13 protein-coding genes are annotated in these 19,420 nt (G+C 42.1%); 8 read left to right on the top strand and 5 right to left on the bottom strand.

What is annotated here, in order from left to right:
- The first annotated feature begins 70 nt into the window (after nt 1–70).
- The 4 genes from nadK (at nt 71) to ACSLBF_RS06420 (ending at nt 4,835) form a co-directional block, all read left to right on the top strand.
- Nucleotides 71–955 (top strand): NAD(+) kinase, encoded by an 885-nt coding sequence (nadK, locus tag ACSLBF_RS06435; protein ID WP_440055782.1) that lies wholly within the window; start codon nt 71–73, stop codon nt 953–955.
- 60 nt (nt 956–1,015) lie between these two features.
- Nucleotides 1,016–1,594 carry a hypothetical protein gene (locus ACSLBF_RS06430; protein WP_440055781.1) on the top strand — a complete coding sequence of 193 codons (579 nt, stop codon included), beginning with the start codon at nt 1,016–1,018 and terminating at the stop codon, nt 1,592–1,594.
- Nucleotides 1,595–1,762: 168 nt separating this feature from the next.
- Nucleotides 1,763–3,439, top strand: coding sequence for a DNA repair protein RecN (gene recN, locus ACSLBF_RS06425; protein ID WP_440055780.1), 1,677 nt, complete (start codon nt 1,763–1,765; stop codon nt 3,437–3,439).
- A gap of 424 nt (nt 3,440–3,863) precedes the next feature.
- Nucleotides 3,864–4,835 carry an aspartyl/asparaginyl beta-hydroxylase domain-containing protein gene (locus tag ACSLBF_RS06420; protein ID WP_440055779.1) on the top strand — a complete coding sequence of 324 codons (972 nt, stop codon included), beginning with the start codon at nt 3,864–3,866 and terminating at the stop codon, nt 4,833–4,835.
- Nucleotides 4,836–5,233: 398 nt separating this feature from the next.
- On the opposite strand, the gene ACSLBF_RS06415 is transcribed toward ACSLBF_RS06420, so the two are convergent.
- Both ACSLBF_RS06415 and ACSLBF_RS06410 read right to left on the bottom strand, forming a co-directional pair.
- The gene (locus ACSLBF_RS06415; RefSeq protein WP_440055778.1) at nt 5,234–5,521 is read right to left on the bottom strand and encodes a YciI family protein; all 288 of its coding nucleotides are present in this window, start codon (nt 5,519–5,521) and stop codon (nt 5,234–5,236) included.
- Nucleotides 5,522–5,571: 50 nt separating this feature from the next.
- Nucleotides 5,572–6,180 carry a glutathione S-transferase family protein gene (locus ACSLBF_RS06410; RefSeq protein WP_440055777.1) on the bottom strand — a complete coding sequence of 203 codons (609 nt, stop codon included), beginning with the start codon at nt 6,178–6,180 and terminating at the stop codon, nt 5,572–5,574.
- Nucleotides 6,181–6,287: 107 nt separating this feature from the next.
- Between ACSLBF_RS06410 and ACSLBF_RS06405 the strand changes: the two genes are divergently transcribed.
- Both ACSLBF_RS06405 and ACSLBF_RS06400 read left to right on the top strand, forming a co-directional pair.
- The gene (locus ACSLBF_RS06405; protein ID WP_440055776.1) at nt 6,288–7,187 is read left to right on the top strand and encodes a LysR family transcriptional regulator; all 900 of its coding nucleotides are present in this window, start codon (nt 6,288–6,290) and stop codon (nt 7,185–7,187) included.
- 199 nt (nt 7,188–7,386) lie between these two features.
- Complete coding sequence (locus tag ACSLBF_RS06400) at nt 7,387–9,414, top strand: TonB-dependent receptor plug domain-containing protein (RefSeq protein WP_440055775.1); 2,028 nt, start codon at nt 7,387–7,389, stop codon at nt 9,412–9,414.
- A 253-nt stretch (nt 9,415–9,667) separates the two neighbouring features.
- Here the strand turns inward: ACSLBF_RS06400 and ACSLBF_RS06395 are convergent, their stop codons facing one another.
- From ACSLBF_RS06395 to ACSLBF_RS06385, 3 genes are all read right to left on the bottom strand, one after another.
- Nucleotides 9,668–11,083, bottom strand: a complete 1,416-nt coding sequence (locus tag ACSLBF_RS06395; RefSeq protein ID WP_440055774.1) for an FAD-dependent oxidoreductase — start codon at nt 11,081–11,083, stop codon at nt 9,668–9,670.
- 9 nt (nt 11,084–11,092) lie between these two features.
- On the bottom strand, nt 11,093–15,550 hold the full coding sequence (gltB, locus tag ACSLBF_RS06390) for a glutamate synthase large subunit (protein ID WP_440055773.1): 4,458 nt from the start codon (nt 15,548–15,550) through the stop codon (nt 11,093–11,095).
- Nucleotides 15,551–16,147: 597 nt separating this feature from the next.
- Nucleotides 16,148–16,495 carry a Grx4 family monothiol glutaredoxin gene (locus tag ACSLBF_RS06385; protein ID WP_440055772.1) on the bottom strand — a complete coding sequence of 116 codons (348 nt, stop codon included), beginning with the start codon at nt 16,493–16,495 and terminating at the stop codon, nt 16,148–16,150.
- Between the two features lie 223 nt (nt 16,496–16,718).
- Here ACSLBF_RS06385 and ACSLBF_RS06380 point away from each other — a divergent pair, with 223 nt between their 5' ends.
- A complete protein-coding gene (locus ACSLBF_RS06380) occupies nt 16,719–17,300 on the top strand; it encodes a Fe-Mn family superoxide dismutase (protein WP_440055770.1) in 582 nt (193 codons plus the stop codon).
- A gap of 187 nt (nt 17,301–17,487) precedes the next feature.
- Nucleotides 17,488–19,410 carry a PrkA family serine protein kinase gene (locus ACSLBF_RS06375; protein WP_440055769.1) on the top strand — a complete coding sequence of 641 codons (1,923 nt, stop codon included), beginning with the start codon at nt 17,488–17,490 and terminating at the stop codon, nt 19,408–19,410.
- The last annotated feature ends 10 nt before the right edge of the window (nt 19,411–19,420 follow it).

Genomic DNA, 19,420 nt, shown 5'->3' with positions numbered 1-19,420 from the left:
GCATTTGCCAGTTTCAAGCGCTAAATTTTTAATATAACCTTGCACTAAAATACTAGGGACAAATGACTGAATGACAACACCGTTTAAAACCATAGGTTTAATCGGCAAACCCAACCATGAAGGCGCGGGGTTGACGATACAACGACTCTACACATTTTTGCAAGCACTAGGCTACGATGTGCTGGTAGAAAACAATGTTGCTGACCAAATATCGAAACTAACAGCGGAAGCTAGCGTCGATTTAGTCGAGCTTGGTAAACGAAGTGACCTTGCCATCGTTGTTGGTGGTGATGGAAATATGCTCGGTGCAGCGAGAGTATTGGCACGTTTTGATGTTGCAGTGATCGGAGTCAACCGAGGTAACCTAGGTTTTTTAACTGACCTCAATCCGGATGGATTTGAAGCCCAACTTGAGGCAGTTCTAAGTGGTCAGTTTATCGAGGAAGCGCGTTTCCTATTAGAAGTCGAGGTATTTCGCCACGACCAGCTTAAAAGTGCCAATTTGGCTATGAACGAAGCGGTACTGCATGCCGATAAAGTGGCCCACATGATAGAATTTGAGGCGTTTATAGACGACGCTTTTGTGTTTTCACAACGCTCAGACGGACTCATCGTATCAACACCCACAGGGTCCACTGCCTACTCACTTTCTGGAGGTGGTCCAATCTTAACACCTGAGCTCAATGCCTTGGCGTTAGTTCCTATGTTTCCCCATACCTTATCCAGCCGGCCATTAGTGGTAGACGCAGATAAAGTCGTTAAGCTCAAGCTAAGCGCTGAAAATACAGACAGCTTGCAAGTTAGCTGTGATAGTCACGTGGTGTTAGCCGTGTTGCCGGGAGACGAAGTTTTAATTAGAAAAGCAGATAAAAAGCTAAGACTTATTCACCCAAAATGTTACTCTTACTATAATGTTCTTAGGCAAAAATTGAATTGGGGTAGTAGGCTTTACTAACAAGTAAAAGTTGAGCAAAATACTCCTGTAAATTTTCTCTTTTAGGTAATTATCGTCATCATGGGTTATGTAGTTTTTTTCACATTGGCGCTACTCATTACATTACTTGCGGTCTACCTTGTGATTGAAAGTAATAGAAGAAAAGCGATTGAAGCAGAAAAAAAAGCCTTCAACAAAAGGCTTAAAGAAATCACTTCGCATTTTAAAGTAAAAGTGGCAGAGTTCGTTGATGCTAAGATTCTTCGCCCTAAATATGCACCACAAATTAATGCTATTGTCAGTAATTTTTTTGTTGTACAAGCACACAATCAAGAGAACCTAGATCAACTTGAAAGAGTGAGTGAGCAGTTTTTACATAAAGTGAGCGCTGAACTAAACAAATGTCGGGCCTTAAAGACCACAGACTTGCTTGCAGAGCAATTACAATATTTTGTGGCTGAGCTGCCTAGCTCTGGGATTGCATACAATCGTGATTTCTATCGTGAAATTTTACCTGCGCTAATTGCTCGAATTCAAACACCGGATCTCGAGCTTCCAGTTGAAGACGAAATAGAGAGTGAAGATGAAGACAATCCAAAGCGTAAACCCGCATCTCCGTCATCTGGTAGCAACATGAAATTACAAGCAGCAGAACAATAACACATAAAAAGAGGAGCCCAGATGCTCCTCTTTTTATGCTTGCCGTACCTTCATTAATTACCCTAAACGTCCATCTATCATCTTCACCTGCATTAAATTAACTTTTAGGTTGCGAAATCAAAAAATACTGTATAAATTAACAGTTATATGGGTTAGGGTTTTGAAGCTATGTTAATTGCACTTAATGTTAAAAATTTTGCTATTGTCAGCACCTTAAATATTGATTGGCGTTCAGGAATGACCGCAATAACCGGAGAAACCGGTGCCGGAAAATCGATTGCAATTGATGCTTTATCACTATGTTTGGGTGAGCGTGCGGATGCACAAGCAATTAGACCGGGTGCAGACAAGGCCGATATCACTGCGCATTTTGATGTTACCAATCTGCCTGCAGCTAAAAGGTTCCTTGCTGAACATATGCTAGAGAACGATGATAACGACTGTATATTACGCCGGGTTATCAGCAAAAGTGGCCGCAGTAAAAGCTATATAAATGGCGCTTCTGTTACAGCAAGTCAACTTAAAGAGCTAGGCCAATTTTTAATTGCGATACACGGTCAACATGCCCATCAACTGTTATTAAAACCGGATTATCAGCTTCACATCCTCGACGCCTACGCGGGCCATCATAATTTGTTATATGCCGTCAAAGACCAGCATCGACACTTTCATAAACTGCAAAAAGAGTATGCTGAGCTACAGCGTCAACAACAACACCAAGAGGCTCGTAAACAGCTTTTAGAATATCAAGTCGCCGAGTTAGATGAATTTGCATTACAACCGGGTGAATTTGCTGAAATTGAAGCCGAACATGCAAGGCTGAGTCACGCTCAAACCATACTACATCAGTGTCATGGTGAGCTGAGCAGGTTGTATGATAATGATGAACAGACTGTACTTTCTCACCTGCAACATAGTGCACAGGTCTTTGCAGAATTAACAGGCTATGACAAAGGGCTGGAAAATATTGCACAAATGTTGGAAGACGCGGCTGTTCAAGTGGAAGAAGCAAGTCGTGAAATAAGGCAATATGTAGATTCTGTAGAACAAGATCCCGAGCGTCTGCAAGAGCTCGAAAGCCGCTTATCCAAAACGATGGAGTTAAGCCGAAAACACCATGTTCAGCCAGAGCATCTGCATGAGCATCATCAGTCTCTACATGATGAGCTAGCTAGTATTTGCTCTGATTATGCACGTATGGATAACCTTGAAGAAGAGATAGCAGAGTCTGTAAACGCCTACAATCAAAGTGCTCAGGCCCTAAGTCAGAGCCGTCAAGCAGCAAGCCTCGAGTTAAACGAAAAGATATCCTCTAGTATGGCTGAACTTGCCATGGCTGATGGACAGTTTTTAATTAAGCTGACCAGCATAGCAAATGGAAAACCGTCTGCATACGGTAACGATCAGGTAGAGTTTCAGGTTTCGACGAACCCTGGACAACCGTTACAGGCAATGGGCAAAGTGGCCTCAGGAGGTGAATTATCAAGGATCAGCCTTGCAATTCAGGTTATCATTGCAGCCAAAGTCACTACCCCAACATTAATTTTTGATGAAGTCGACGTTGGAATTTCTGGCCCTACTGCTGCAACAGTTGGCAAACTGCTGCGTCAACTAGGAGAATCAACACAGGTAATTTGTGTTACGCACCTGCCGCAAGTCGCATGTAGCGGACACAATCAGTTTTTTGTTGCCAAGCAAGTTGAAAATGGGGAGACTTTCACATCAATGATACCCTTGTGTGAACAACAACGGATTGACGAAGTCGCTCGATTAATTGGCGGAGATAAAATAAGCGACACCACAAGAGCCAGTGCTAAGGAGCTGCTGCTGGTACAAAGTGCTTAAACTCCCCGCGCAGCCTATTAATTTTCCAGCTGAGCCATTTATACATGATTGTCAGTTATAGTGGCTCCTAGACTTTAATTTCGCGGCGACGTTTTATCAAAAGGCACTTAAATACACCAATTTAGCAGAGCATATTTGTCGCTAATAAAACTGTTGCCTGAATACCAAAGTTTTTCCACAAACTGCACTTTCAATTAGCATGATTGGTATTAAAAGAACCTTTGCTCACAGCATTTATGGATATATATCTTCCAAATAACTAATCTATATTTCTGCAACACAATACTAGTTACTGCTCATGTAAACTTATTACTGCAAGCCCATCGCTGCCCCCATAACAGTAACAAAACTGACACCTCAAACACATAATATTGACATTTAGTTACGTATAATTAGGGTTTTGCATTGATTGGCTTTTACCCTGATGTTTAGTGAATTGTTTACTTTATCGTTTTTAATATTTTGCTTCCTGTCTGTTTTGTACGTATACAAATTTCGTGGTCAATCAAGATTTTCTAACGGTGTTGAATACTTAAGAAAAGGCTGGCCTATTTTTGCTCCCCTTAACGTACTTTTGTACCTGTCAACCAAGCCATGGGCAAGAAAGCCATTTGTCCAAGTATCTGCATTCAATAAATTAGAAATATTAGAAGAAAACTGGCAAGTAATTGCTGAAGAAGCCATTGGACTTTATAAAGCGGGTTACTTCAATGAAACAACTAATCGCGCTAATAAAAGTTATTATGATGTTGGCTTTAGGACATTTTATAAATACGGGTGGAGCAAGTTTTACTGCACTTGGTATGGCACAACCCTCAATTCAGCCTTAGCGCACTGCCCTAAAACAGTCGCATTGCTAGAGCAAATACCCAGTGTAAACGGCGCCATGTTCACCTTGTTGCCAGCAAATTCAAAACTCACTAGACACCTAGATCCGGTAGCGTGTTCACTTCGGTATCATTTGGGCCTTGCCACACCAAATAGTGACCAATGCTATATCAATATCGATGGTCAAAGTAAAACTTGGTATGACGGGAAAGCATTCGTATTTGATGAAACCTATTTGCATTTTGTCGAAAACCACACTAGTGAAATGCGGTTGATTCTTATGTGTGATCTTGAAAGGCCAATGGGTTTTTCAGGTAAAGTCGTTAACTGGTTCTACAAAAAACTTGTAAGAATGATGCAGGTGCCGAATTTGCCCGGTGACCAAGCTGGGCCAATAAATGCTATTTTTGGCCAAGTAACGCCTTTTTTGAACAAGGCTAAACAATTAAAACAAACTAAACCATCTGTATATTATCCATTGAAATGGACTTTTAACACTGGCTTACTGATCGGGCTATTTTCGGTATTTTACTTTTTACTCTCGTTAATGGCTTTGCTAACTGTTTAGTGAATACGACGGTATACATGAGTTGTGACCCCCTGTGTACAGAAATACCACTACCGATTCAGGACATACCGCGAAATAGAACCTAAAAAGCTATTTGGCATAGTTTTAGATTCTATTTAACCTGAACTCAGGATAATGGACATGACAGAGTCAATTAAATCAATATATTGCCTGGTTGAATTATACCGTGCTGCTATTTTTATGTAGTTCAAGGCGAGTTCGCGTATGTGATAGCGAGCTATTGCTCGCGAGCTCAACGCTGAAATACGTAAAAGCGTCGCGCTGTAGCATGCCGCTTATCCCGAGTTCAGGTTAGCTAAGCTATACGTAGGATTGAGGTAGTATTACCTGAATCCTACATTTTTGCTTAAGTCGTTCTGATAGCATTTGCTTGCTTATTAACTAACCAAAAACATCTGCTGTACCTGAGCGAGACTAACAGCCACGGCAACAAAGTCGAACGTCACAACGTTCTCGATCACAAAGGGATCTTCGTGTAAACGTTTAAGTAACTCACTTTCAGTAATATTGTGAGTAACAATACAACCTCCACTGCCATCCAAAAGACCGCCTGCGAGCAAAAAAGCATTGTCATTGATCCCAGACTTAATCCAGTCTAGGTGACTTTGCATAAACTGAGGTGCCATGTGCTTGTTGTTCGTGAATCTCAAAAAGACGATAAACATTGATACTTCCTTATAATTTGTAACTAACTACTGAATGTTCGAGTCTTGAGTCAAAGAACTCTCAGAGATTCTGAGCCTGGACAGGCCGATTTTAAACGTGTTTTAAACTGCATAAATATTGGGTAGCGACTAAACAAGTCAAAGCTCAACATCTTACTCCACCCTAACATTACTACGAAGTAATAGTCCGCTAACGTAGGAACGTTACCAGCTAAAAAATCACTGTTTTTCAGCTGCTCTTCGATTTGATTTAACTGTTTTATGATTGCATCTTCAGCATTGGCTTTGACAATATTTATATCATTCGCAATACGCTCTGGGTGAATAACTTTATCAAAGTTTCCGTGCAGACTAGTGGCAACAAAGTCAAGCCATTTCAGTGCTGCCATTCCCTCTTTGGACGCTAAATCCGGCATTAAAGCCGACTTCGGAAACTTTTGTGATAGATGAATTAAAATAGCAGTTCCTTGCGTCATAATTTGGCTTCCAGTGACTAGAACTGGCACCTTTCCAGTCGGATTAAGTGCTAAGAATTCTGGCTGATATTGTTCCCCTTTAAGTAAATCGACAATGACAACCTGATGTTCAACATTGACAATCTCTAGCACGATTTTTACGGCATTAGAGCAACTAATTGGAAAGTGATATAGAGTGTACATTTATGCTCCTTATTTTGTGTCTTGGTCTGTGGTAAATGTACAGAATATCGTTACAGAAAAAATTAGTGATGTTTGCAGTGTAACTGTGCAATAATGCACAGATGAGCATGGAAGATGACTATCAATACATATTGGCATTAAGTGAGACAGGGAGCTTGTCTGCCGCCGCTCGCTTGTTAAACGTCAACCACACGACTGTAGCTCGACGCATTCAAGCTTTTGAAACACACTTCAACGTTAGGCTTTTCGAGCGTATACCCAAAGGTTACCAACTGACATCGGCTGGTATTAGTATCTTACCCGATATTCGCTCATTGAGAGAACAGCAGCTTAACATTGAACGTAAACTGGTTGGCCAAGACAAATTGCTCAGCGGTGAGGTGAATTTGACGCTGACCCCTGAATTAGCAAATGATTATGTGGTCCCAGCACTCAGTGATTTTTATCTACGCTATCCCAACATCCAACTTAACTTGATTATTGGCTCTCACCATAAAGATCTTTATGCAAGAGAAGCGGATATCGCACTGCGATTTACGCCCGAGCCTACCCAAGGTGAGCTCATTGGCAAAAAACTATTTGCTTCTGATTGGGGAGTGTATGCCAGTGTAGACTATCTGGAGCAGCTACCAAAAAAACACCGTTTACTATTGTGGCAATTGGAATTTGATCCTAACTGGTATTTAGAACAGCTTCCTGCCGCAAGAATTGTCGCCAAGTTTGACCAATTAGGTCCTTTAATTACAGCAACAAAAAATGGCTTAGGTATCGCCAAATTGCCATGCGGACTGATTGATAACGATAAAACGTCCAGACTTTACCGCATAGATATGACGCTCAAACCCTCTATATGGAATTTATGGTTACTCTATCACTCAGATATGAAGTCAGCTGCAAAAGTTACTGCTGTTAAAGACTTTTTGATTATGCATTTGACTAAATATTCCAATGTCTTTTCTGGAACATCCTCCATGTATTGGCAAGGTCAGATTGAAGCTAACCGCTAACTTCCTCAGCCTTGCTCATTACACCTTTTGAGATAGAAGGAGTGATTTACCGTATGCTGCCTTAGTTGAGAAGGAAAGACCAATTTGTATAAAAACGCTTTCGACTAGAAAACTCCCTTCATTATGTTTTTGAATTGTTAACAACTTAAAAGCGTCTACACTAATAGAATTAGCGATCTCCAATAGCGCAATAAGGACAATGAAGAAACAACTACTGCTGTTTACGTTGCTCACATCAAACACCCTGCTCACCGAAGTAAGCGCAAGCGGTGACAACCCGTTATATTCTCTAGAAATAGAACAACTAATGTCGGTTCCGGTGCAAATCGCAACCAAAACAGATACACCATTAAAGTACACGCCTTCAACGGTATCTTACTTTACTATGCAAGATTTAAAACAACTTGGGGTGAAAAATCTCGTGGAGCTGTTTACCCATATTCCCGGTTTTTACTCTATGTACAACTCTGTAGAAGGCAACCAGTCTTATTTAATCGCCAGAGGTCATCCCCAAAAATATGCAAATACGTTACTGGTGTTACTTAATGGACAACGTTTAAATGACGATTACACTGGGGGTGTTAACTACATCACTCGGTTTTTAAGTTTACATAATGTCGAACGCATCGAAGTTAACAGAGGTCCGGGTTCAGCCTTGTATGGTTCAAACGCTTTCAATGGCGTGATCAACATCATTACTAAACTCGATAACACGATTTCTGCTGCGATTGGCGATATTGGCCAACGAGAACTGAACTTGGGTGTTACTACTGATATAGATGGCTTTACGCTTGGTGCGGGCTTTCATTATTATCAAGATGATGGAGATACTCTTAAACCGATTTTTGATAGATTTGCATTGCAAAACTCAACGTCAGATCCACATAGTGCCACTCAGCTAGAGCTAAACCTGCAATACGACAAGATTATATGGCGTAACCGTTATCACCGGTCACAAAGAGACAAACACTATCTTTTCCGTCGTGTAAGAGACAGCGTAAATACTATTAAAACCGAAAACTGGCTGTCTAGATTAGAATACCAAACCGGTAACGAGAATCGCTGGCAACTCTCAACTGCCTTGGAGTACAACAAAGCCAAGCGAGTGTCACTTGGCACATTAGAAGTCGAGGGAACAGGACCATTTACCAACGCTGATTTTCTATTTGGCGAAAACTTTAACTACGAATCATATCGGGCAAGTGTGGACTATAACTATAAAATATCAGCGGTTCATAGTTTAACTTCTGGCTTGGAGTTTGTATCAAGCTCAGTGCCTGGGGGGTTTTTACGGAGTAATTACGATATTTTTTCGGACCTAAGCTATCTCGCTCAAGTGCAAAATTTTACCCGTACAGAGCAGCGTGTTATTGACGACACGAAAAGACGTATCAGCATGGGCTATATGCAACTAGAATCTCAGTGGAATGAAAATTGGAGGTCAACCATAGGCGTCAGACGGGACAACTACAATGATGTCAGTGATAAAACTAATCCAAGATTGAGCTTAATATACGAGCTAAATGAATACCACCTCTTCAAACTTATTTACGGTCAAGCCTACCGGGTTCCATCATTAGGTGATTTGTATGATGATGAGAGCGGCTTAACTCTAGGAAACCAAACACTTAAGCCCACCACAATAACGTCATATGAGGCCGTTTATCAATATACTGGGGAACAGCTGTTCCTTGTCACTAGCCTTTATAATAACAGCATCAGTGATCTGATAGACTTTGGCACCGATGGAGAGAATGTCTTTTTAGATAATGTTGCACATAATGATACGACTGGTATTGAGCTGGAGTGGAACTACAAACTCGCATCTTGGTTAAATATCAAAGGCCATTTAACACATTTACTTAAAAATGATACTACCGTTGAACCACAACAAGCAGCAACAGCTTCAGCTCAGCTTGTTCCAAAAACCTATGGAACATTAGCACTACAAGGTTCTATAAGTGATGCTTGGTCTGCCGCTTTGGTCATGAATAGTCGAAGCAACGTGCCTGTTCTAACCCAGCAAGGCTCGCTGAATACTTTTAACTCAACGATAACTTACGCTTTTGATAGTGTCACAACCGCAACATTTAGCATTCGTAATTTATTAAACAAGCGCTATGCAACCGCTGCCGTCATACCACTCGGACAGCTAAACGATAAACTCTTTGGTGAATACCCTGCTCGGGGACGTACTTTGCAACTTTCCGTCGAGTATAGGTTTTAATTCACTAGAGTATCTCATTGAGATGCGCCCTGAAACATAGCAAGGCGCTTAATTAACCTCAGCTGCGTATAAGGGTATTGGTAATCCAAAACTAAGATGCCGCTTAGTTTTTAACATCCAATGATGATATTTTGCTCAATATCAAGGCGTTTTCACTCGTAATAGCCGGCTATTACGAGTGAAAACAACGAAGAGAGTGTGGCAAAATAGCTTTATTGGGCAAATTCGCTTATGCGCTAGCTGAGGTTAATTACTAAACGCCTAGATACTCCATTATCCCTTCAGCTGCATTTCGACCTTCAAAAATGGCGGTGACAACCAGATCAGATCCCCTAACAGCATCTCCCCCAGCAAAGATCTTAGGATTACTCGTTTGATGAGTGTACGCTCCTTTCTCTGGCGCAACGATACCACCCCAGTGATTGATATCAACATCATAGTCGCTTAACCACTGTAAGTTATGTGGCTTAAAACCAAACGCCATGATCACTGCATCCGCTTCTAATGTATGCTCAGAACCAGCGACAATTTGCGCTTGGCGTCGACCGTTTTTGTCGGGTTCACCCAACTCCGTTTTAACCATCTTGACACCAGTTACTCGCCCATCACCGTTAACTTCGATGCCAACTGGTTGCAAATTAAATCGAAACTCCACGCCTTCTTCTTTGGCATTTTTTACTTCTCGCACCGAGCCAGGCATATTTTCTTCGTCTCGACGATAAGCACAGATCACCGATTGAGCCTGCTGACGAACCGATGTACGAACACAGTCCATCGCTGTATCACCACCGCCCAGTACAACAACTTTTTTGCCTGCCATGTCAACAAAAGGAAATTCAGTTTCATCGTATGACATCACGCGATTGGTATTACCGATCAAAAATGGCAGAGCTTCATACACACCGTCAGCATCTTCGTTCTCTAAATTACCACGCATACTTTGATAGGTTCCTACACCAACAAACACTGCATCGTAACCCGCTAATAGTTCATCCATGGAAATATCTTTTCCGACCTCGGTATTAAGTTTAAATTCAACACCCATCTCGGTGAATATCTGACGACGATTTTCCATCACCGACTTTTCCAACTTAAAGGACGGGATGCCAAAGGTCAGCAAACCGCCTATTTCTGGATTGCGGTCAAATACCACTGGCTTAACACCGTTGCGCACCAAAATATCAGCACAACCCAATCCAGCAGGACCTGCACCGATGATTGCAACTTTTTTATCGGTCCAGCTGACATAAGACAGATCGGGTTTCCATCCCTGCGCAAAAGCCGTATCGGTAATATATTTTTCAATATTTCCTATGGTTACCGCGCCAAACTCGTCATTCAACGTACAAGCGCCTTCACAAAGTCGGTCTTGCGGGCATACCCGCCCACACACTTCTGGCAAGCTATTTGTGCGATGCGAAAGTTCTGCGGCTTCAATAATTCGCCCGGTGCGAATTAACTTTAGCCACTGAGGTATGTAGTTGTGAACTGGACATTTCCACTCACAGTAAGGGTTGCCACAATCAAGGCAGCGATCCGATTGCGAATTCACTTGCTGTTCAGAAAACGGCTCATAAATCTCTACAAAGGATTGTTTGCGAGTAGAGATTGGTTTTTTACGCGGATCTACACGCTGCACATCAATAAACTGATAAACATTTTCACTCATAATTCTTCCCTACTGCGCTTGAATTCTAAGTTCTGCACTACTACGTGCGCGGTGACCGAGCAAACTGGCTACATCACTCGACTTTGGCTTTACCAGCCTGAACATTGGTAGGTATAATTCAAAGTTCGCCAATATTTGTTCAGCTCTACCTGATCCCGTTGCATCTAAATGATCAGCAACTAATCCACGTAAATGCTCTTGATGAGATGGCAAAGATTCAAGCGTTAACAGTTCAACCAATTCAGCGTTAATGCGCTTGTCAAAATCCCCCTCTTCGTCCAGCACGTAGGCAAAACCGCCGGTCATGCCGGCACCAAAGTTAACCCCTACTTGTCCAAGTACACAAACCACACCACCGGTCATGTACTCGCAGCCATTGTCACCTAGCCCTTCGACCACGGCCTGAGTACCAGAGTTACGCACTGCAAAACGCTCCCCAGCTCGACCCGCAGCAAATAGCTTCCCACCAGTGGCGCCATACAAGCAGGTATTACCAATTATTGAAGCTTGATGTGAAGCGAAACTAGAACCAATCGGTGGACAAATGACTAACTTGCCTCCAGCCATGCCCTTACCAACATAATCATTGGCGTCTCCTACCAACGTCATCTCAAGGCCACCCGCATTCCAGACACCAAACGATTGACCAGCAGTTCCATGTAGCTCAATAGACACAGGATCAGCTGCCATTCCTTGATTACCATGTTTACTGGCGATGTAACCAGAAATCATTGCACCAATAGAGCGATCGGTATTCGCAATACGATTTACTAAAGAGATACCCGTTTTATTATCAATTGCCGCTTTCGCTTTATCCAACAATAATTCATTTAACTCCCCCGTATAATGAGATGGGTTGGTAGCGGTACAGAACAACGCTTCGTTAGAAGGGTTGCTAGGTTTTGCTAATATTGGGCTTAAGTCTAACTTTTTCTGCTTTGCCGTATTACCTTCAATGACCTCCAAGAGCTCAGTTCGGCCAATCAAGTCGGTTAGTTTAGTCACCCCTAACTGAGCCATAATTTCTCTGGCTTCTTGAGCAATAAACTTAAAGTAATTCATCGCCATTTCTGGTAAGCCATGGTAGTGCTTTTGGCGTAACGTATCGTCTTGTGTCGCAACGCCGGTAGCACAGTTATTTAAATGGCAAATACGTAGATATTTACAACCCAGTGCGACCATCGGGCCAGTACCAAAACCAAAGCTTTCAGCACCCAAAATCGCTGCTTTTATGATATCCAGTCCGGTTTTTAATCCACCATCGGTTTGCAATCTGATGCGGTGACGAAGGCCATTTTCGACCAATGCCTGCTGAGTTTCCGCAAGACCTAGCTCCCACGGGCAGCCAGCATATTTGACCGAACTCAGTGGGCTTGCACCAGTACCACCGTCATAACCTGCGATAGTGATTAAATCTGCGTAGGCTTTTGCAACACCCGTAGCAATCGTACCGACACCTGGTTCAGAAACTAATTTCACTGAGATCATAGCCTCAGGATTAACCTGTTTAAGGTCAAAAATAAGCTGTGCTAAATCTTCAATTGAATAAATGTCATGATGTGGAGGAGGAGAAATCAGCGTTACTCCCGGCACCGAATAGCGGAGCTTGGCGATATATGGCGTGACCTTTTCACCGGGTAACTGCCCGCCTTCTCCTGGTTTTGCGCCCTGCGCCACTTTAATTTGAATAACATCTGCACTTCTTAAATAGTGCGGTGTGACACCAAAACGACCTGAAGCAACTTGCTTTATGCGGGAGTTTTTCTCAGTGCCAAAACGCAGCTTGTCCTCACCACCTTCACCTGAGTTGGAACATCCTCCCAAGCGATTCATCGCTATAGCCAACGCTTCATGGGCTTCTGGAGATAACGCACCGATACTCATCGCAGCTGAATCAAAGCGTTTGTACAACTCAGTTGCGGGCTCTACTTCGTCAACCGAAATACTCTGCGAGGCTTCCTTGAGCTTCATCATGTCACGCAAGTTAGTGACTGGTCGATTGTTAACCAACGCTGCATATTTTAAGTAATCTTGGTAGTTACCTGAGCGCACAGCAACTTGTAATGATTGCACAACATCAGGGTTATAGGCGTGATATTCTCCACCATGCACATATTTTAGTAGGCCACCGTGAGATAGTAATTTGCGTTTGCTATAAGCCAGTTTATTTAATAGCTGTTGCTCTTGCTCGAAGTCCTCGAAGCAAGCGCCTTTGATACGACTCACTACACCTTTAAAGCATAAGTCGACAATAGGTTCAGACAAACCCACAGCTTCAAATAACATAGAGCAGCGGTATGAGGCCACGGTACTAATGCCCATTTTTGACATTATTTTATAAAGGCCTTTGTTGATTGCGCCGCGATAAGCAAGGGTTACTTCTCGATAAGTTTTCCTTATTATCTTCTTGTCACTCATGGCAACTAAGGTTTCGTATGCCAAGAATGGATATATCGCCGTCGCTCCAAACCCTAGTAACACAGCAAATTGGTGAGGATCTCTGGCTGAGCCGGTTTCGACGATGATGTTTGCGTCACAACGAAGGTTATCGTTAACTAATCGCTGCTGTACTGCTCCGACGGCCATTGCGGCGGGAATAACGCCTTTGTTCTGTTCTATTTCACGGTCGCTTAACACCAACATCACACATCCAGCTTTTGCTTTTGCTACTGCCTCATCAGCGACTCTTAAAATAGCCGTTTGTAAGTCTTCATCGGCATCGTAAATAAGAGAGATTTTACAAGCGCTGTAATGCGCATCGTCAGCGTTAAGCAACTGCTGCATATCAGAAAACGTCAATATTGGCGACTCGAATTGCAAACGCTTAGCATGTCCGGTCGTTTCATTAAAGACATTTTGTTCTCTACCAATACAAGTCGCCAATGACATAACGTGATTTTCACGCAGCGGATCAATGGGTGGATTGGTAACTTGAGCAAATTTTTGACGGAAATAGTCGTAGATTGAACGATGCCCCTCGGACAACACCGCAAATGGAGTATCATCTCCCATAGAGCCTGTTGCTTCTTGACCATTTTGACCCATTACGCGGATAACTTGGTCTAACTCTTCATTGGTATAGCCAAACTGTTTTTGATAAACCAGTAAAGCTTCATCGCTCAGATCTCGTTGCCCTGCGGCTTTTTCATCTAATGCTTCAAATGGTGTTAATCGTTTAACATTTTGTTCCAGCCATGTTTTATAAGGATGGCGAGATTTTAGATCTTGGTCGATTTCGTCAGACTGCCAAATTTTACCATGCAAAGTGTCTACGACTAGCAGTTCTCCCGGACCCACACGACCTTTTTCAATGACCTCATCGGCTTCATAATCCCAAATACCAACCTCAGACGCGAGCGTAATAAAGCCGTCTTGGGTGATGACATAACGCGCAGGACGCAGCCCATTACGATCCAAGTTACACGCTGCAAAGCGCCCATCGGACATGACAATCCCAGCTGGACCATCCCACGGTTCCATATGCATGGAATTGAAGTCATAGAATGCGCGAAGATCTTCGTCCATCGCTCTATTTTTTTGCCATGCTGGTGGTACAAGCATTCTCATGGCTCTAAATAAGTCCATGCCACCAGCTAAAAACAACTCTAAAATATTATCTAGGCTTGATGAGTCAGAGCCTTGCTCATTAACAAAAGGTGCCGCTGTTTGTAGATCTGGTAATAGCGGTGAAGCAAATTTGTATGCTCTAGCCCTTGCCCATTGCCGATTACCTTGAATCGTGTTTATTTCCCCATTATGCGCCAAATATCTAAACGGCTGCGCTAACGGCCAACGTGGCTGAGTATTGGTAGAAAACCGTTGATGGAATACACAAATTGCACTGGTCATACGAATGTCAGCCAAGTCTTTAAAAAATGTTGGCAGATCCGCAGGCATCATCAAGCCTTTGTAAACGGTAACTAACCCTGACAGACTACAAACGTAAAATTGCTCGTCTTGCTCTAAGCGTTTTTCAATTCTTCTTCGTGCAATATATAATCTACGCTCTAAATCTTTTGGCCGCCAACCTTCGGGAGCGCCGACAAAAATTTGTTTGAAAATAGGCAATTGTGCTTTGGCGATTGGGCCAAGCATCGAGGGATCAGTTGGTACTTCTCGCCAACCAATAGATGTCAGTGTTTCTTTTTCTAATTCTTCACTTATCACCTGCATGGCGCTTTTCGCAAGCTCCGCTTCAGGATTCAGAAAAATCATTCCTACAGCGTAATTTTTGCCAATATGCCAACCGTTTTCAGCTGCTACCGCGCGAAAAAAGCTATCCGGCTTTTGTAGAAGTAATCCACATCCATCACCAGTCTTACCGTCAGCTGAAATACCGCCTCGATGTTGCATCCGATCAAGGCCAGTTATCGCAGTACGTATTAATTTATGGCTCGCTTGGCCACTGATATGTGCTATCAGACCAAACCCGCAGTTATCTTTTTCTAATTTTGAGTCGTATAACATGGACTCCTCCCCTTGCTACAACTACCAGATTGTAATAGTCACGGACAGACTGCTGGCAGATATTCAAAATTAGCTCCCTTTAGATTCTGAGTCAACACAAAAATGAATAGCTATTCACGCTCTTGAATATTTCTCAATACTCATAAAAACACTTCCTTTATAACTAAACATCATTTTTATGAAAATTTTTTGTCAAAAAAACCGATTGATACCGGTGTCAACAGCGATCAATTCTAAAAACCACAGGTGTAACGTTAACGTAAGCGTAAAATCCAAATCGGAAAATATGAATAATTATTCACAGATTGCATCTATTAATCGCCGGCGTCAGTTCTGTAAATGCAAAAAGTGAATAAACATGAACTTTGATCAGCGCAAGAGGATAACCACGAGCGTGTTGAAGTTTACGCCCACGTAAACATAGGAATAGGTTGGTTTTGATTAAGTCCATATCGGCAAAGCGATACATAGAATTGTGCCATTGACTAGGCAGGAAAGTTACTACTCTGCTGCACTAAATGAGAAATTTGACAATCGTACGGATGGAAAGTGTTGAAATGAAAAAATGCAGCAACCTAACGTTGCTGCAACATAGCGTTATTCAGCTGTTTGCTCTTCAGCTTTTTTGTACTTTGCCGCTGTTTCAGTAATCAGCGGTTGCAACTCACCACGCTGGAACATTTCAATAATAATGTCACAGCCACCGATTAGCTCTCCTTCAACCCATAGTTGAGGAAAAGTCGGCCAATTTGCATAGTGAGGTAACTCAGCACGAATATCAGGGTTCAATAAAATGTCTACGTAAGCAAATTGCTCACCACATGACATAAGTGCTTGTGAAGCTTGAGCTGAAAATCCACAATTTGGAAGTTTTGGAGACCCCTTCATATAAAGCAGGATCGGGTTTTCGGCTATCTGTTGTTTAATCTTGTCAATCGTTTCCATTAATTACCTCTCAATGACGATAGCAGTCAAAATCTTTAAGTTCATATTGAACACGCAATTAACACCAATAAGTTACTGGCATCCATTGCTGTTTGCTAAAACTTGAGTAAAATAGTCGGGAATTATAGTATCACTATATCAGCACAACGTATAGAAAAGTATCCTCTGATAGGCTACCTTTCGGTGCGTTGAGTGCAAACTAACCTAAAAAATGGAGATTAACATGGCATTTGAACTACCGTCACTACCATACGCAATTGATGCTCTAGAGCCACACATCTCAAAAGAGACACTAGAATTCCACCATGGCAAGCATCACAACACTTACGTAGTTAAGCTTAATGGCCTAATCGAAGGTACTGACTTTGCAGGTAAGTCATTGGAAGAGATCGTATGTAGCTCTGAAGGTGGCGTTTTCAACAATGCTGCACAAATTTGGAACCACACTTTCTATTGGCACAGCCTGTCACCAAATGGTGGCGGTGAACCTACTGGTAAAGTAGCAGAACTAATCAATGCTAAATGGGGTTCTTTTGCAGCATTTAAAGAAGCGTTTAATGACAAAGCTGTTAACAACTTTGGCTCTAGCTGGACTTGGTTAGTGCAATTAGCTGATGGATCTTTAGACATCGTTAATACTTCAAATGCAGCCACTCCGCTTACAGAAGAAGGCGTTACACCTCTTATGACTGTGGACCTTTGGGAACACGCATACTACATTGATTACCGTAACGTTCGTCCAGACTACCTAAATGGCTTCTGGGCACTAGTAAACTGGGATTTTGCTAACAGCAATGTAGCATAAGTCAGACTATCTGCATCAATGCAATAATGGGGCGCAACAGCGCCCTTTTTTGTGCCTCACATTTATCATTAATCTATAAATTATCTAGTTTTTTTTGGGAAATATTCGATATCGCTACTAAGCTTTAAATAACCCTTTCTTTTCCGGTGATCCGCTGTCCAAGCACTTAAGCTTATTGGAGGTCGTTATGACGATATTTGAACATTATCAGGCCAGATATGAAGCCGCACAAGAAGAAGAATACACCATTGCGGAATTCCTAGAGATTTGTAAAGAAGACAAATCTGCCTACGCCAGTGCTCCCGAAAGGCTGTTGATGGCAATTGGTGAACCAGAAATGGTAGATACTTCTAAAGATGCAAGATTAAGTCGAATTTTCTCAAATAGAGTAATTGCTCGATACCCTGCATTCAACGACTTCTATGGTATGGAAGATGCGATTGAGCAAATCGTTTCTTATCTTAAACATGCAGCGCAAGGACTCGAAGAATGCAAACAAGTACTCTATTTATTGGGTCCTGTTGGTGGTGGTAAGTCATCCATTGCCGAAAAGCTAAAATACTTAATGCAAAAAGTACCCATCTATTCCATTAAAGGCTCACCTGTAAACGATCACCCGCTAAGTCTATTTAATCAACAGGAAGATGGGGATTTATTAGAAAAAGAATACGGCATTCCGAAACGTTATCTAAAAACCATTGTTTCTCCCTGGGTAACCAAACGGCTTCATGAATATAACGGAGACATCACCAAGTTCACTGTTGTAAAGCGTTACCCATCAATACTCGATCAAGTCGCTATTGCCAAAACAGAGCCTGGCGATGAGAATAACCAAGATATCTCAGCATTAGTCGGTAAGGTAGACATCAGAAAGCTGGAACACTTTGCTCAAAATGATCCAGATGCGTATGCTTATTCTGGCGCACTTTGCCTTGCAAATCAGGGCTTAATGGAATTTGTCGAGATGTTTAAAGCACCAATAAAGGTGTTGCACCCTCTGCTCACTGCAACCCAAGAAGGTAATTACAACGGAACTGAAGGGATTTCTGCGTTGCCATTTAGTGGGATTATTTTAGCGCACTCAAATGAATCAGAGTGGCAAACGTTCAAAAACAACAAAAATAACGAAGCTTTCTTGGACCGAGTTTATATCGTTAAAGTACCATACTGTTTGAGGGTCTCTGAAGAAGTCAGAATATACAATAAGTTAATTCAAAACAGTGAGTTAAGAGATGCACCTTGTGCACCTGGTACGTTAGAAACTCTTGCTAAGTTCACTACCCTTTCTCGAATTAAAGAGCCTGAAAATTCAAGTATTTATTCGAAGATGCGAGTGTACAACGGTGAAAGCCTCAAAGACACAGATCCCAAAGCAAAATCGTACCAAGAATATCGAGATTATGCAGGTGTAGACGAAGGGATGAACGGGCTTTCTACTCGTTTTGCCTTCAAAATATTGTCTCGTGTATTTAACTTCGATCACAGTGAAGTAGCCGCAAACCCAGTACACCTGTTCTATGTGCTTGAACAACAAATTGAACGTGAACAATTCAACGCCGAAGTACAAGAACGCTATTTAAGTCATTTGAAAGGCTATTTGATACCACAGTACGTCGAGTTTATCGGTAAAGAGCTACAAACTGCATATCTTGAGTCTTACTCCGAATATGGACAAAATATTTTTGATCGCTATGTAACTTACGCAGATTTTTGGATTCAAGACCAAGAGTATCGCGACCCAGATACTGGCCAACTATTCGATAGATCAGCTCTTAATGCAGAGCTAGAAAAAATTGAAAAACCGGCGGGTATCTCGAACCCCAAAGATTTCCGTAATGAGATTGTTAACTTTGTACTAAGAGCGAGAGCACACCACAACGGCGACAACCCAGTTTGGACTAGCTATGAAAAGCTGAGAACCGTAATCGAGAAAAAAATGTTCTCCAACACAGAAGACCTTCTGCCAGTGATTTCATTTAATGCAAAAACTTCTGCTGAAGACCAGAAAAAACACGAAGACTTTGTCAATCGCATGGTTGAGAAAGGTTATACCCAGAAACAAGTTCGCCTACTCTCTGAATGGTATCTAAGGGTAAGAAAGTCGCAGTAAAGGTTGGCAT

The sequence above is a fragment of the Pseudoalteromonas sp. T1lg65 genome (assembly GCF_051930985.1).
Taxonomy (GTDB): domain Bacteria; phylum Pseudomonadota; class Gammaproteobacteria; order Enterobacterales; family Alteromonadaceae; genus Pseudoalteromonas.
The sequence above is the reverse complement of the archived record's forward strand: the minus strand, read 5'-3'. Positions and strand labels throughout refer to the sequence as shown.